The organism is Imperialibacter sp., from assembly GCF_040222385.1.
In the GTDB taxonomy this organism is placed as follows: domain Bacteria; phylum Bacteroidota; class Bacteroidia; order Cytophagales; family Cyclobacteriaceae; genus Imperialibacter.
Genome location: NZ_JAVKDF010000023.1, coordinates 362,414 through 375,533, shown reverse-complemented (window position 1 = coordinate 375,533; position 13,120 = coordinate 362,414). Strand labels below are relative to the sequence as shown.

The window sequence follows — 13,120 nt, the reverse complement described above, 5'->3', positions numbered from 1 at the left end:
CGCTCAGCGATTGAAATTTCGAAGAGCCAGATGGTGCAACTTACTTTTTAGCCATTCTTTAACGAGTTGACTGGCCTCGGCGTTCGAATGTAGGCTACCCGCATCAGCATCCTTAATTCCCTCATCAATAGCCATTTTCTCTTCACTGGTAAGCTGATGAAAATGTTCTATTTCATGTTCCAGCTCGATAGCTTGGAGCAGTTCGTCCAACAGTTGCGGGTCATTGATGCCGTTAACCCTTTCTATTATCTTTTCCTTGATGTTCATGATAATTAAAGATAATCTTTAGCTTGGAAAGTAGCCAGTGGTGCAAGAAATTGAAATTGCTAAGAGGGTGAAAATGGTCTTGAGTGGGAAATCGGATATCGGCGATGCAATCGCCAGCCTCATACGCCCTCCCGGGCGGGTAGCCGTTTCGGCTACCGCTCAAAGGAGGGTGATGGGGGTATCTTAGCAGCAAAAATTCAGACCAGCTTGCCGTCAATTTAGTTTCCAAATTCTATTATCAAGGTCGGTGAATTGGACGATGCCCAAATTAGTCACGTAAGTAAGTTTTTGGAATTTAGTTGTGGAAGAAGTAAGGTTTGTTATCTCCACTTTTATTTGTAGAGTCTTGTTGATTGTAGTATCCGTTTTGATTAATTCAAAATCTTCGAATGAATACAATTCATTAGTGGCAACGTTAAACTCTCCAATAGATTCTGCCAAACTGCTGTTCGGCCGGTTCGTCAAGAAATAAACGCCATCACCTAATGACTTAACTTCCAATATTTTATTAGTTTCATTTATAGCCCTAACATACCATCCTGCTATATGAACAGTGAAATCAGAACAGCATTCGTCTCCCCCAACGCACTCAGTTCCGGTTTTGTATTCCTTGTAAAGCTCCCGATCACCTTCATCAAAAGAGGTAAAAGTAACGGTGGATGATTCCAATGGCTCAATCCACTCTATAGTAAGATCATTCACAAAAGGGTCTTCAGGATTACAAAAGCAATCCCCTGAAGACACAAGGCAACACGAACTTGACACAGCCAACAAAAGAATAATAACGTGCTTCATTGATTTTCCCTCTTAATGCCCGTCAATTCTCAATTAACCTTCGTTAGAATTGTTTGGGGAGATTATGTATTTCCAATATATCAAATTCTCACCACAAACTAATCCTCTCTAAAAAAACGTAAATTGCCCTTTACTATTGGTAAACTGCTATCTATGTCTCGCCTAGCCATGAAACAAAGAATACTCCAAATCTTTGTCCCTTTTTTGCTTTTTTCATTGGCAGCCTGCGGCCCAACCGAACTCAAATACCCTCCCATCACCGAAGACTACTGCTCCCAGCTTCCGGAGGCAGCGCCGGTGAAATTGTCGGATTACCTGACGCCTTACGACACACTGCTGGCTACCAAAACCGGTGTGCATTCGCTGGAGGAAGGCGACGTGTCTATGATCACCCGGGCATGGCTGACCGAGGCGGCTGAGCAAACCATCGACATCCAGTACTTTATCTTTTCTACAGATAATGTGGGGCTCATTGCCGCCGACTTCTTATTAGGCGCTGCCGACCGGGGCGTGAAGATCAGGATCATTGTGGACGACATCATGGTGGAAGCAGAGGAAGATGATCTGCTTGCCATGGATGCCCACCCCAACCTGGAAGTAAAAATTTACAATCCCAATGCCAATATCGGCAAGAACCTGCCGGGCAAGCTGCTGTCCCTCGCCACCGACTTTCAGGGCTTCAACCAGCGCATGCACAACAAAACCTTCATCGTCGATCAGCAGGTAGTGATCACCGGCGGCAGAAACATCGCCGATGAGTACTTCGACTACGACCACGAATACAATTTCCGGGACAGGGATGTGCTGCTGGTGGGCAAGAAAGTGCAAGACGTGCAGCAGTCGTTCGATCTGTTTTGGGAAAGTGACCTCAGTGTGCCAGTAGGCCAACTGGCACATGTAACCGACGAAGAGCTCAACCTCGATGTGAAGTATGCCTACCTGCACCAGTACGCCTGCAACCCTGAAAACTTCTGGCCACAGGTGAGGGAGAAAGTGAAGCAGATACCAGCCGAATTTCAAAAGGCGCAGGCATCCGGCTCCCTGGTGTGGACAGACAGCGTGCAGTTCATCTCCGACCTGCCCGGTAAAAACGATGGCAGCCAGGGATTGGCAGGTGGCGGCGTAGCTACCGATTCGCTCGTCAGTCTGATCCGGCGGGCAAAGTCATCCATCCTCATCCAGTCGCCCTACCTGATAACCACCGAGGTCAGCCAGCAGCTCTTCAAAGCAGCAGTGGATCGTGGGGTAACTGTCAAAATTCTCACCAACAGCCTGTCGTCGACTGACAACCTGGAAGCTTTTAGTGGCTACAAGCGAGACAGGGAAACGCTGCTGGAACTGGGCGTTAAAATTTACGAATTCAAACCCGATGCTGCCGTCCGCTTTGAGGTGATGACGGGCGCCCTACAGAAAAAGATGGACTTCACTCCTGTCTTTGGCCTTCATGCCAAATCGATGGTGATCGACGACGACGTTGCTGTGATTGGCACGTTCAACCTCGACCCCCGCAGCGCCAACCTCAACACCGAGTGCATCGTGGTTGTCTATGATCTCAAAGTCGCTGGCGATTTGCGTCACGCCATGGAAGTAGACATACGGCCAGAAAACGCCTGGGAGACGACGCTAGACTTCAACCCTGATGCAGAAGCCGGCCGGGCCAAGCAGTTCAAGGTGTGGCTGAGGGGAGTGATGCCGAAGTCGATTTTGTAATGTTTCTTATTCCCCCGCACACCGCACCATAAACAAAATAGTTTGAGGCATGATATAATTATCACATTTAATAAGTAAAATTACTATATTCGTATTTATAGATACATTTTTAGCTATTTAGCCATCACAGTTGCTGATATTTTTTGAACCATCAACTATCGTTTGAATGAAGATACTGAGTCAATTTATCGTTTTGACTGTTCTTGTTGCCACGGCTCTGCAAGCGGAGGCTCAGCGCAAGACCTACCTTGGTTTTGAGTTTGGTCCCAAACATGAGGTATCCAGAATCATAGGCGGTGGTGATTCAGTCAAAGAATATAAAGAGGGTGACGGAATAGTGGGAGGAGTACTATTTGGGCAGGAAATTGGAGAAAAAATTCTCCTTGAAACAGGTTTCTATGCATACAGGTACACAGCAAGAGTTAGTTTGGACAACTACGGCTCAGCAGGGATCAGAGCGTATGGTGCTTCTCAAATTCCATTCCACCTCAAAGCGCCGATCCCACTTTTTGGCACCAGGCTAAGGCTTACGCCAGCAGCAGGTTTTTCCGTCGTGTTTCAGAACAACTATGGTAATGATTTTACTAGCAGTGGCACGTCACTCGGCTATTATCCGGATGGTGATTATGTGAGTGTTGGTGCCCCGACAAACTTTAGAAAAGTGTTTGTGTTGCTGGATGCCGGCCTTTCCCTTGAATGGGAATTCAAAAGCACATTTATCGTTTACCTATCCGGCAACTATTTTGGTGGCCCTCAAAGAGTGATTGAATCCGACCTGGTGTCCAAAACAGGTAGTGAGCCGCTCGAATATGGACAGCTTTACTCCAATGGAAGTTATTTTTCCAAAATACTCGGTGTGAAATTTCCTATCAGCCCGATTTGGCAGTATAAGAAAGGCTCCTAATGTCAACAGAAAATGCAAATATCTAAACTCGCCTTAGTTACATTAGCTGTCGTCACTCTCTCTAAAGAAGTAACTGGGCAGCGTAAGACTTATCTCGGTTTTGAGTTTGGGCCCAAGTATGAGATCATGCAGGTTCCAGCGCACGATGACCAGCTTTACTCAACACCTTATAATAATAGTGTGACGGGAGGGCTTTCTTTCGGCTGGGACTTTGGCAAACGATGGACACTTGAAACGGGATTGTATGGCTACAAGTACCACCATGGTATAGGTGTCAAAGGTACGGCGTATGCCTCTGCTCCTTCCTTTTCTGTGATTCAAGTGCCTCTTCGGGCAAAGCAGAGGTTTTATTTCCTTTCCGATAGATTACAGATCGCTCCATCTGCCGGTGTAGCGTTGATTGTCAGCACAAGTCCAAACTACGTAAATACGGCTGGGTATCATGGTTTCGAAACCGACGATGGATCCACTGGTCTCCGGTACAATGCAACCAACGGCCCTGGCAGAAACACGCTTTTGCTCGAGGTCGGCATTTTATTAGGATGGCAATTCAAAAATCAGTTGATAGTCTACCTAACGGGCAATTACCTGAAAGGGGATAACCAAGTCATAAACTTGGAAGTAGAGTACTGGGTGGATAATCAACCCTCCCGGTCAACAAACGTAAGCTCTACCGGCGACTATCTTAACTCAATGATTGGCATCAAATTCCCTCTTAACTCTTCTCGCTAGCCTAAATAATTAAGAATCCTGCATGTTGACTCACCCGCTAAAAAATTTCCTTCAAATGAAATCTCTGTCATACAGTGTATTGGTGTTGCTTTTTGCTTTCAATACGAGCTGTGTCCTTGGACAGCACAAGACCTACCTCGGCTTTGAGTTTGGACCTAAGTATGAGAAGATTTCAGTTGACGACCCTGGTGGACTGGTTGGAGAAAAGCCGATTTACTACAGTCCTGCAGGCGGATTTATCGTAGGGCAGGAAATCAGCCAGGGGCTCCTATTTGAGACCGGGCTTAATGCCTATAAATACGGAGTGGGCTTTAGGTTGAAAAGTCCCAATGTCGGCCTAATTTCGGGGCAGTCCTATGCTGCTATTCAAATCCCTCTCAGGCTAAAATCCAACTTTGGCTTTTTCATGGAAAGGCTAAAGCTTTCGCCATTTATCGGTTATTCTTTTGTGCATAATATGCGATATGAAATAGACGGAGGAGTAACCAACATCGGAGGGCATAGTAGTTCATTCCATGCGGGTGATGAAAGTCGTTTAACGATGGTGGCAACCCCTGGTATGAGGAAAAACTATGGTTTGATTGAGGCAGGTGTATCCGTTAGCTGGCAATTCAAAAACAGCTTTGTTCTATACATCAGTGGCAGCTCTACCAAAGGCTTTAAGAAAATGACAGAAATCGACGGTACTTACCAGATAGGTATTGGGCCGGAACAAACTGCCAAAATCAGATCAAACGGCGACTTCTATAATATGCTGTTCGGGGTAAAGTTTCCTATTAGCCCTGCGTAGCAGTATAAAAGATAATATCGTATTACTCATTCGCCAGTCTGTATTCCTTAATCAAAATCTCCAGGGGGATTTTCAGATGCTCGTGCAAGCGCCGTATCATTGAAACGCTCAATTTACGCTTTCTATTGAGCACCAGAGAAGCTTTTGCTTTATCACCAATGATTTGCCCCAGCTCGGTTTGGTTCATCCCAATTTCTTCCATTGAATATTTGATAGCCTCGATTGGATCTGGCACTTCAATATGAAAATGCTTATTCTCATAGTCCTCAATGAGAATTTCGAGCACTTCAGCACGATCGAAAGCCAGTGAGCCTTTTGGTTGATCAAAAATACCTCTCAATTCCTCCAATGCCCGATGATATTCTGCATCACTTCTTATTGGCCTAACTTGCATTTGCAGATCATTCATACTTCTTTAGTTTAAGTCTAGTACTCCCAAACTGTTTCAGGGTCAATCCTGTCGTACTGGCTATGTGTTCCAATAAAACATATGTATACAGACTGTCGCTCATAGTTAATTTGTACAACCAATCTGTAATCATTTTTATTGATGCTAAATATCACTCTTCCCTTTCCAATTGGTCGGGCGTGAGTAAAACTATTCAATATATCTTCCGGTTTTGTCCACAATGCGCCCTTCACCTTTTCGATCCATAGCTTTATTCCGGTTTCTGTTTCGGGGTGCTTCAGGTAATACGCTTTTAACGTACTCAAGGCTATTATCCTCATTATTTGCAATAAGATTGTTTGCTATTTGCTTCGGAATAGCCACCTGAAGATAGACAAAGGTTTCCAAAAAGGAAACTGTTTTTTGGATTTAGCTGGAAAGCCCAAAGAACAATCCACTAAACACTTAGCCAATCATGGGGGTGAAAATCGCAATCGGACTTCTATCTCTGATTTCCTACCTTAGCTCCAGAAACTTTTGCCTCAATCAACTGTTGTAAGGAAAACGAATAAACCATTGTCCAACCCCATCACCATTATCGTCGGCACCAACAGGGAGCCAGCCAACTCCAGGCACATCGCTCAGATATACACCGATATTTTGACCACCAAAGGCGTATCGTCAGAGATCATCGATCTGGCCGACCTGCCTGAAGACTTTATCTTCTCAGCGCTGTACAAAAACAATGGCAAAAACGAGGCGTTCAACCGGTTCCGCCAGCAAATGAAAGACTCGCAGAAGTTTGTGTTCCTGGTGCCGGAATACAACGGCTCTTACCCTGGGGTGCTCAAGGCTTTTATTGATGGCATGGAGTATCCTGGCACCTTCCGAGGCAAAAAAGCGGCTCTGGTTGGGCTCAGCTCCGGCGGGCAGGGCGGCGGACTGGCTGTGTCTCATTTCACCGATGTTTTGAATTACTGCGGCACCCACGTGTTGGCCTTCAAGCCCAAGATGCCTTTTATTGAGAAACACCTCGAAGGCCAGAAGATCACGAATGATGTCTACCAAAAGGACCTGGAATTACAGGCCGAGCAGCTAATTGGGTTTTAGGGGGCTTCATTGTTTTGCGAAGGGCTTTACCCTTCGCAGTTGGATGCCGCCCTTTCAGGGCTTGGCACACGATCCGCAGGAACGGTGTTGGATGGAAAAACTCGCCGTGCTCAGCCCCGACAAAGTCGGGGCATGAGACAGCTCACAAAAGTTAGACAGGAATAAAACCTTTGCAATTATTAACTGTAAAACAAAAAAACTAATCTACGTTGTCGTGCAGGAAGCGATTATTACCCAAAATCTGGTTGTCGTCATTCAGGTTGAACTTTGAAATCTTCCTTTCAGATGAATGGGGCACGTCCTGCAGTTTCACTTTCTTCCTCATGTAAGCCGGCACTTCCAGCTTCTCTTTGAAAGAATCACTATCTAAAGTAGACGGGCTCTTCAGGTTAGCGAGCTTGCGCTCTCTTTCCCTTGCCTGCTCCATCAACTCCACTTTCTTACTCATTTGATGCGCCGAACCTTCCAGCTCCTCAAGGAAGGCGTCGCCCGGGTCAAGGTCGCTGCCTTCCACTACCTCGTACTCTTCTCCGAATTCAAACAGCCCTTTATCATCGTCGTCCTTTTTCTTAGGAGTTGACGGAGGGGTGTCCTTCTTCTTGAAGTCAAAAACATAAGACCTTTCTTCGGCTTCAGCTTCGTCCTCTTCTCTTATTTCATCCTTCAGCTTCTTGATGACCGGCTCGGTAATTGGCCTTTCAGGTTTTTTGGGCTGGTGCTCAAAAAGATCGATCTGCTTGGCTTTCTCCAGATCGTGTATTTTCTTCTCTGATTTCTCTTCCAGTATCTTCGAAATGGACTCCTGGTCAAAGCCTGTAGCGATGATCGTTACCCTTATACAGTCGCCTAGCTCAGGATCGACACCGTGGCCAAAGATCACTTCAGCATCGTCGCCGGCGGCCTCCTGCATGTACTCAGTAATGGCAGTCAGCTCGTCCATTTGCAGCTCAGCCTGCTCACCGGAAATGATTGAAAGCAAAATTTTCTGCGCACCAAGAATGTTGGTGTTGTTCAACAGCGGTGAAGAAATGGCTTCCTCAGCCGCACGAATGGCCCTGTTGTCTCCACTGGTAACAGCCGATCCCATCACGGCAGCGCCGCTGTTCTTCATTACTGTTTTTACATCCTCAAAATCGACGTTGACATAGCCAGGCACGGTAATAATTTCCGCAATGCCCTTGGCAGCGGTGGTCAACACATTGTCGGCTTTGGAGAAAGCTTCAGATATGGACTGATTGCCATAAATCTCCCTTAGCTTATCGTTGAGGATCACCAGCACAGTATCGCAGTTTTCCTTCAGAGCCCTGATGCCTTCTTCGGCTTGCTGCGTCTTCTTTTTGCCTTCAAAAGCAAAAGGTGCGGTCACAATGCCCACTGTGAGGATGTCCAGTTCCCTGGCCACTTTGGCAATGACCGGCGCTGCACCAGTACCTGTGCCACCACCCATGCCTGCGGTAATAAATATCATGCGGGTGTCTTCACTCAGAAGCTCCCGAATATCTTCTTTACTCTCCAGCGCCGCATTCTTTCCCTTTTCGGGGTTGGCTCCTGCCCCAAGACCGCTGGTTAGGTTGGCACCTATCTGTAGCTTAATGGGTACAGGGCTGCTATTGAGCGCCTGAGAATCGGTATTACAAATGACGAACTCAACGTCCTTGATACCTTGATTAAACATGTGGTTGACAGCGTTGCTGCCACCGCCCCCAACGCCGATCACCTTAATGATCGACTTATGATGCTGGGGTAGATCGAACTTGTATGCGTTTCCTGTCATAACTATAGAAGTTGAGGTGTAGTCCTTTTGTCAGATTGCCTGAAGAAGTCATCCGAAAAAAGCGACCTATTCCATTTTATCGTCAAAATCATCAATCAACATTTTCTTTGTCTTCTCCAGCATATTGTTGAAGAAGTTCTTAGGCACCGTCAAATCCCTGCGGGTGATTGACTTGCCTGCCACCGGCTTGTGCAACGATTTCTCATTGTACCGGTTTTCACGCTCATCGAGGGCCCTGAAACCACTCAATACAAGGCCAACAGTTGTGGCGTACATCGGGCTTTTCACTGTTTCGAGCTTGCCTTTGCCGAGGTGCTCATTGGGGTAGCCTATTCTGCTATCCATGCCCGACATGTACTCAAACAACTGCTGCACACACGCCAGCTGGCTACCACCACCGGTAACCACAATGCCTCCTGCCAGCTTGTGCTGGAAGCCTGAGGTAATGATTTCGGTGTGTACCATCTCTATGATCTCTTCCATGCGGGCTTCGATCACATGCGCCAGGTTCTTTACAGAAATCTCCTTGGGGGCACGGTTTCTAAGGCCGGGAATAGATATGATTTCGTTAGGATTTGCCTCTTCAGCGATAGCCTTGCCAAACTTGGTTTTCAATAACTCAGCCTGGTGTTCCATCACCATGCAGCCCTGCTTGATGTCGGTCGTCAGTATGTTGCCTCCAAAAGGAATCACAGCCGTGTGGCGAATGATATTGTCGTAGAAGATGGCAATGTCTGTGGTACCGCCACCTATGTCGACCAGGCAAACGCCGGCTTCCTTCTCTTCTTCGCTAAGCACGGCAAGGCTCGACGCCAGTGGCTCAAGGATGAGGTTTTCTATCTCAAGGCCTGCTCTGCGCACACACTTGTTGATGTTGTTAATGGCGTTCGTCTGTGCCGTGATCACATGGAAATCTGCTTCGAGCTTCACGCCTGACATACCCACGGGATCTTTGATGCCTTCCTCATAATCGACGATGTAGTCCTGGGGCATGACGTGGATGATCTCACTCCCCGGTGGAATCACGATCTTGTACATGTCGTTGGTCAGGCGGTTCACATCCTCCACGGTGATCTCATCGTCGTTGGACTGGCGGGTGATCGAGCCATGGTGGATAGAGCTGCGGATGTGCTGACCGGCAATGCCCACATTCACCACCCGGATGTCGATGCCCGACTGCTCCTCTGCTTCAGCCACGGCCTTTTCAATGGCGCTCACCGTTTTGTCGATGTTGGTCACAATGCCACGGATCACCCCGTCAGAAACGGCTTTGCCCATGCCCATCACTTCGAGCTTTCCATATTCATTTTTACGGCCCACTATGGCACATATCTTGGTGGTGCCTATGTCCAGGCCAACAATAATTTTATCGTTTTGCATAGGAGTATTATTCACAGACGATTTGGTCTTTATATTTCACGTTCACTTTTTCGTAGGTATTCCAGCCCTTCTCAGGCAGGATTTTGGTATAGAAAATATGGAGTTTACTGAACTTGGTTTCAATGTCCTCCGCTTTTCCGAATTCAATATATTGCTTGGTCACCTGAGGGTAGAGAATCATTTCACCCCCTTTGTCCATCGAAATCTCTGCTATTTGGGCCTTCCAGAACTTGCTACCCTCCAGATAGTTCACCATTTCAAATAGTCCCATGCCCGCCTCGTCTTCCTGAATCGATACCTTGTACTTTTTGGAAGAAGGAATTTTCACCAACACCACCCTGGCTGTGTAGTTATCCGAAAGAGGAATCACTTCTCCTGCGTCGGTGATATAGGCACCAAAACCTCCGTTGTTGATGATGCGTGCAATTGGTCGCTTCTGGGTAATTTTGGCTTTGATATTGCCTCTCAGATCCCTGAACACCTCGGCTTCTTTCACAAAAGGATGCTTCTCAATCTTCGTTTCAATATTCCTCAGATTGATGTCACCAGCGAATGATCCGGTTAGCACTTCGTTGCCCGGGGCATTGACCAGCTTCCTGATATCGTTCTCGTGGATGAAATAATTTCCCTGGCTGTAGTCAATGTCAATATAGACTTCGCTGAAAGGCTTGTCCATTTGCTTTTTGCTCACAAAGCCAATCAGCACGAACAACAGGATGCCTCCTGCCACGAAATACACGCCTCTTTTTATTTTTATCTTATGCAGCATAGCTCTTCGTCTTTAAAATTTCCGCCAGCGGCTTCACCATTTTATCAATATCACCTGCTCCTATTGTGAGCAGTACTTCCGGATCATGGCTCTTCGTCCACGCCAGCAATTCGTCCTTGCTGATCACTTGCTTCCTTGAATGCGAGATTCTTGAAGCAATCATCTCCGCATCTACCCCAGGGATAGGTTTCTCCCGTGCCGGATAAATCGGCAGCAAAATCACCTCGTCTGCCATGGAAAGGCTTTCGGCAAAACCATCAGCAAAATCTCTGGTGCGGGTGTACAAATGCGGCTGAAAAATGGCCGTTAGCTCTTTGGAAGGATACAACTCCCTCACTGAGCGAAGAAACTGCCGGATTTCCTCAGGGTGATGCGCATAGTCATCGATAAAAACATGATGATCGTCTTTCAAAATGCTTTCAAACCGGCGCTTCACTCCTTTGTAGCTGGCCACACCCTGTCTGATCGCCTTTTCATCGATGCCTAGTTGTAAGGCCACACCTATGGCTGCGGTCATGTTCTCCACGTTGTGGAAACCAGGCACCTGAAGCCTCAGATCAGTCATTTTGCCTTCAGGATATACCATATCAAAGGCAAACTGCCCTTCGACTACTTTGACATTTTCAGGTCGGTAGTCAAATGACTCCCCGTAATGATTTACAGACGCTCTGCGGGCAGGCAAAATAAGTGTTTGCTGCAGCTTACCCTGGAGGAAGATGCTTCCAGAAGGGATTACCTGCCCGGCAAAAGCGCTGTATGTCTTTATCATTTCTTCAGCAGATCCATAAATATCAAGGTGATCGGGATCGACTGAGGTTATGACGGCTATGTTAGGATGTAGGCGTAAAAAGGATCTATCAAATTCATCTGCCTCTGCCACCAAAAGCGATTCAGGATCGTCAGAAAGCAGCAAGTTGCTGTTGTAATTGGTTGTGATACCTCCAATAAATGCTTCGACCGGCTTGCCTGCCGATTTCAGCAAATGAGCGATCATGGAAGATGTGGTGGTCTTGCCATGGGTGCCCGCCACCGCTATGGTGAACTTGCTTTTGGAAATCAATCCGAGCACTTCCGACCTCTTTTTGATATCGAATCCTTCCGCTTTGAAATAGGCCCACTCAGTATGATCCGCAGGAATGGCTGGGGTCAGCACTACCAATGTTTTTGCTTTGCTGGCTTTGAAGTTGTCTGGAATCAGGGCGACGTCATCGGTAAAATGAATGTCGATGCCCTCTTTCTTCAGCTCGTCAGTAAGTGCGGTAGAGGTAAGATCATAGCCGACTACTTTTTTCCCCTGGTTGTTGAACCAGCGAGCCAATGCGCTCATGCCAATGCCGCCAATGCCGAGGAAGTAAACATTTTCAATGTCGGAGAAAGATGCCTTTTCTTCCAGCCCCATCAGCTTGGCCACTTCGTCTACTATTTTGTCGGTGGCGTCTGGTCTGGCCAGTGCTTTAATATTTATCGAAAGCATCGACCTTCTCTTTTCATCCCTAAGAAGGGCCAGCGTCTCGTCCACCAGGACTTCCCTTGCAACAATGTCTTTTACAGATAACGCAGCGTCTTTTTCCACAAGTGACATGGCATTGCTTGTCTGATGGTCTTCGGCCACATTGGGAGAAGGCACAAAAATAACTGGCTTACCTACCACGCAAAGTTCGGAAATCGACAGCGCCCCGGCTCTTGAAATCACCACGTTGGCAGCGGCGTAAGCCTTATCCATTTCTTTGATGAACTCAAGCAGCACAATACCGCTCATGTCGAGCGTAGCAGTTTGTTGTTTCATCTGCTCGTAGTAAAAACGGCCACACTGCCATAAGACCTGTATGCCTGCCCTTTGGAATTCGGCCAATCCGGCAAGCACACTTTCATTCAAGGTTTTAGCACCAAGGCTTCCTCCAAACACAAGCACCACTGGCTTCGATGCATCCAGGCCATATGCAGACACAGCGGCTTCTTTTGAGATTCCAGCTGCCGTAATATCTTTTCTTATCGGGTTGCCGGTAATGATGAGGTTCTCCTTTGGAAAGAACTTCTCCATTCCCTCATAAGCGACGCATATTTTCTGTACCCGTTTGGCGAGCCATTTGTTGGTGAGGCCTGCGTATGAATTCTGCTCCTGAATAAGAGAAGGAATACCTTTAGAAGTAGCGGCGTACAGCAAGGGCCCGCTGGCATAACCACCCACACCTACGACTACATCTGGTTGGAACTCGTTGATGATTTTTCGTGACTTCTTTACACTCGACATCACCTTAAAAGGAAACATCAAATTGCTGAGTGCCAGGCTGCGCTGCAAGCCACTGATCCAAAGCCCAATGATCTTGAAGCCTGCCTCGGGCACCCGCTGCATTTCCATTTTGCCTTCAGCACCCACAAAGAGGATATCAGCATCGGGGAATCGCTCCCTGAAGGCAGTACCAATAGCGAGCGCCGGGAAGATGTGTCCTCCGGTGCCCCCACCACTGATAATGATCCGATATGCTCCTGTCTTTGTCATA

The 13,120-nt window shown here is 47.2% G+C and carries 13 protein-coding genes; 5 read left to right on the top strand and 8 right to left on the bottom strand.

The genetic code is table 11. The features are described 5' to 3' along the window. Nucleotides 1-3: 3 nt before the first annotated feature. On the bottom strand, nucleotides 4-267 hold the full coding sequence (locus RIG68_RS11955) for a hypothetical protein (protein WP_350122376.1): 264 nt from the start codon (nucleotides 265-267) through the stop codon (nucleotides 4-6). Between the two features lie 213 nt (nucleotides 268-480). After that, complete coding sequence (locus RIG68_RS11950) at nucleotides 481-1,062, bottom strand: hypothetical protein (RefSeq protein ID WP_350122374.1); 582 nt, start codon at nucleotides 1,060-1,062, stop codon at nucleotides 481-483. Nucleotides 1,063-1,230: 168 nt separating this feature from the next. Here RIG68_RS11950 and RIG68_RS11945 point away from each other — a divergent pair, with 168 nt between their 5' ends. The 4 genes from RIG68_RS11945 to RIG68_RS11930 all read left to right on the top strand — a co-directional run bounded on the left by RIG68_RS11945 (nucleotide 1,231) and on the right by RIG68_RS11930 (nucleotide 5,198). Then, the gene (locus RIG68_RS11945) at nucleotides 1,231-2,772 is read left to right on the top strand and encodes a phospholipase D-like domain-containing protein (RefSeq protein ID WP_350122372.1); all 1,542 of its coding nucleotides are present in this window, start codon (nucleotides 1,231-1,233) and stop codon (nucleotides 2,770-2,772) included. A gap of 166 nt (nucleotides 2,773-2,938) precedes the next feature. Continuing rightward, on the top strand, nucleotides 2,939-3,676 hold the full coding sequence (locus tag RIG68_RS11940) for a hypothetical protein (RefSeq protein WP_350122370.1): 738 nt from the start codon (nucleotides 2,939-2,941) through the stop codon (nucleotides 3,674-3,676). Between the two features lie 12 nt (nucleotides 3,677-3,688). Next, nucleotides 3,689-4,408 (top strand): hypothetical protein, encoded by a 720-nt coding sequence (locus RIG68_RS11935; RefSeq protein ID WP_350122368.1) that lies wholly within the window; start codon nucleotides 3,689-3,691, stop codon nucleotides 4,406-4,408. 55 nt (nucleotides 4,409-4,463) lie between these two features. Continuing rightward, on the top strand, nucleotides 4,464-5,198 hold the full coding sequence (locus RIG68_RS11930) for a hypothetical protein (protein ID WP_350122366.1): 735 nt from the start codon (nucleotides 4,464-4,466) through the stop codon (nucleotides 5,196-5,198). Nucleotides 5,199-5,220: 22 nt separating this feature from the next. Here RIG68_RS11930 and RIG68_RS11925 read toward each other — a convergent pair whose 3' ends face one another. Continuing rightward, nucleotides 5,221-5,607 (bottom strand): helix-turn-helix domain-containing protein, encoded by a 387-nt coding sequence (locus RIG68_RS11925; RefSeq protein WP_350122364.1) that lies wholly within the window; start codon nucleotides 5,605-5,607, stop codon nucleotides 5,221-5,223. A 17-nt stretch (nucleotides 5,608-5,624) separates the two neighbouring features. After that, the gene (locus RIG68_RS11920) at nucleotides 5,625-5,927 is read right to left on the bottom strand and encodes a type II toxin-antitoxin system HigB family toxin (protein ID WP_350122362.1); all 303 of its coding nucleotides are present in this window, start codon (nucleotides 5,925-5,927) and stop codon (nucleotides 5,625-5,627) included. Between the two features lie 235 nt (nucleotides 5,928-6,162). Here RIG68_RS11920 and RIG68_RS11915 point away from each other — a divergent pair, with 235 nt between their 5' ends. Next, a complete protein-coding gene (locus tag RIG68_RS11915; protein ID WP_350122360.1) occupies nucleotides 6,163-6,696 on the top strand; it encodes an NADPH-dependent FMN reductase in 534 nt (177 codons plus the stop codon). A 199-nt stretch (nucleotides 6,697-6,895) separates the two neighbouring features. On the opposite strand, the gene ftsZ is transcribed toward RIG68_RS11915, so the two are convergent. The 4 genes from ftsZ to murC form a co-directional block, all read right to left on the bottom strand. After that, complete coding sequence (gene ftsZ, locus RIG68_RS11910; protein ID WP_350122358.1) at nucleotides 6,896-8,470, bottom strand: cell division protein FtsZ; 1,575 nt, start codon at nucleotides 8,468-8,470, stop codon at nucleotides 6,896-6,898. A 66-nt stretch (nucleotides 8,471-8,536) separates the two neighbouring features. Next, entirely contained in the window at nucleotides 8,537-9,850 is a 1,314-nt protein-coding gene (ftsA, locus tag RIG68_RS11905; protein WP_350077918.1) for a cell division protein FtsA, read from the bottom strand. Between the two features lie 7 nt (nucleotides 9,851-9,857). Then, entirely contained in the window at nucleotides 9,858-10,619 is a 762-nt protein-coding gene (locus tag RIG68_RS11900) for a cell division protein FtsQ/DivIB (protein ID WP_350122356.1), read from the bottom strand. Beyond that, nucleotides 10,609-13,119 carry a UDP-N-acetylmuramate--L-alanine ligase gene (murC, locus tag RIG68_RS11895; RefSeq protein ID WP_350122354.1) on the bottom strand — a complete coding sequence of 837 codons (2,511 nt, stop codon included), beginning with the start codon at nucleotides 13,117-13,119 and terminating at the stop codon, nucleotides 10,609-10,611. The genes RIG68_RS11900 and murC overlap by 11 nt, the downstream gene beginning before the upstream one ends. Between the last annotated feature and the right edge of the window lies 1 nt (nucleotide 13,120).